The 1,248-nt window shown below is 62.5% G+C and carries 2 protein-coding genes and 1 pseudogene; all 3 read right to left on the bottom strand.

What is annotated here, in order from left to right:
* A pseudogene (locus AC097P_RS24185) lies at window positions 1-199 on the bottom strand (nitrate ABC transporter substrate-binding protein); the annotation flags it as partial.
* A gap of 123 nt (window positions 200-322) precedes the next feature.
* Window positions 323-997 (bottom strand): response regulator transcription factor, encoded by a 675-nt coding sequence (locus AC097P_RS24180; RefSeq protein ID WP_479612966.1) that lies wholly within the window; start codon window positions 995-997, stop codon window positions 323-325.
* Window positions 990-1,248: sensor histidine kinase (locus AC097P_RS24175; RefSeq protein WP_479612965.1), on the bottom strand; the 259-nt coding region annotated here is incomplete at its 5' end. The genes AC097P_RS24180 and AC097P_RS24175, both read right to left, overlap by 8 nt.

Below are 1,248 nucleotides of genomic sequence, written 5' to 3'. Positions count from 1 at the left end.
CTTTCATCAGGCTGGCTTCCAGGTGGTTATCTGCCATGGCTTGGGCCTGCACCTCCAGCGCGGCGGCGTGGTCCTGCGGCGCGTGATTCTGACCACAACTACAGCGCATCATCAGCGGGCGGTCCGCGTCATAGGGTGCGTGGCGGGCACTGGACGTGGCGGTTGGAGTTGCGGTCGGATCAGCAGGTAGCTTGGTCATGGTGCGCCTCTTGGGTTAAAGATGCTGAAGCTATGCAAGGCGCGCGCCTATTTGTGCCAGGCGGCTGGTTGGTCGACAAATGGCAGAAGCCACACCCAGGCGGTGTAGGGCTGGCCCTACAAATCAGGCCGGTTTGGAGCTTTGCGCGTACCGTTCGGCGTACAGGGCGAGCTCGACGTCGTTGCGGGTACCGGTCTTTTCCAGGATGCGGGCGCGGTAGGTGCTGACGGTGTTGGATGCCAGGTTCAGCGTTGCACCAATTTGGCTTACGCTATGCCCCGAAATGAGCATGCGAAACACCTGGTGTTCGCGGTGTGACAGTGCTTCAGGCCCCAATTTGCTTGCTGCTGTGCCGACCGCGCGGGCCAATGCCTCTGCGGTGGCGGGGGTGACATACACGCCGCCTACTGCCACTTTGCGCACGGCGGCCAGCATGTCGTCGGGGTCAGCGCTTTTGTTCAGGTAACCGGCGGCGCCCAGTTTGATGCACCGCACGGCATATTGTTTTTCGGGGTAGGTGCTGAGCATCAGCACCGGCAAGTCTGGCCATTGCTGCCGCAAACGCTGCAATACGTCGAGCCCGTCGCGCCCTGGCATGGCAATGTCCAACAGTACCACCGACAGGCCTGTGTGGCCGTGCAATGCCATCACCGTGGCCAGCACTTCGTCGCCATTGGTGGCCTCGGCGCAGACCTCGATGTCCGGCGCGTCGGCCAACACCTGTTTGAGCCCCTCGCGGACGATGCGGTGGTCGTCCCCAATCAGGACCCTGATGGTTGCGCTGGGAGGGTTATGCATGGCTCAGTGGCATGGAGAGGTGGAACAAAGATCCTCGGCCGATGTGGCTTTCAATCGCTATGCTGCCGCCAAACTGGCGGGCGCGTTCACGCATGCCCATCACGCCATAGGCGGTGCTGGCCTCAAAGGCCTCAGGCGGCGCGCCGCGCCCGTCGTCGCACACGCGGATACTTAAGTGCGCCGAGTCGGCTGCAATACAAATCTGCACATGGCGAGCCTGCGCATGCCGCCCAACGTTGGACAGCATCTCT

Source organism: Rhodoferax sp. ZS1R8, assembly GCF_056521325.1.
Note: the sequence above shows the minus strand (reverse complement) of the source record. Positions and strands in the feature narration are given on the sequence as shown.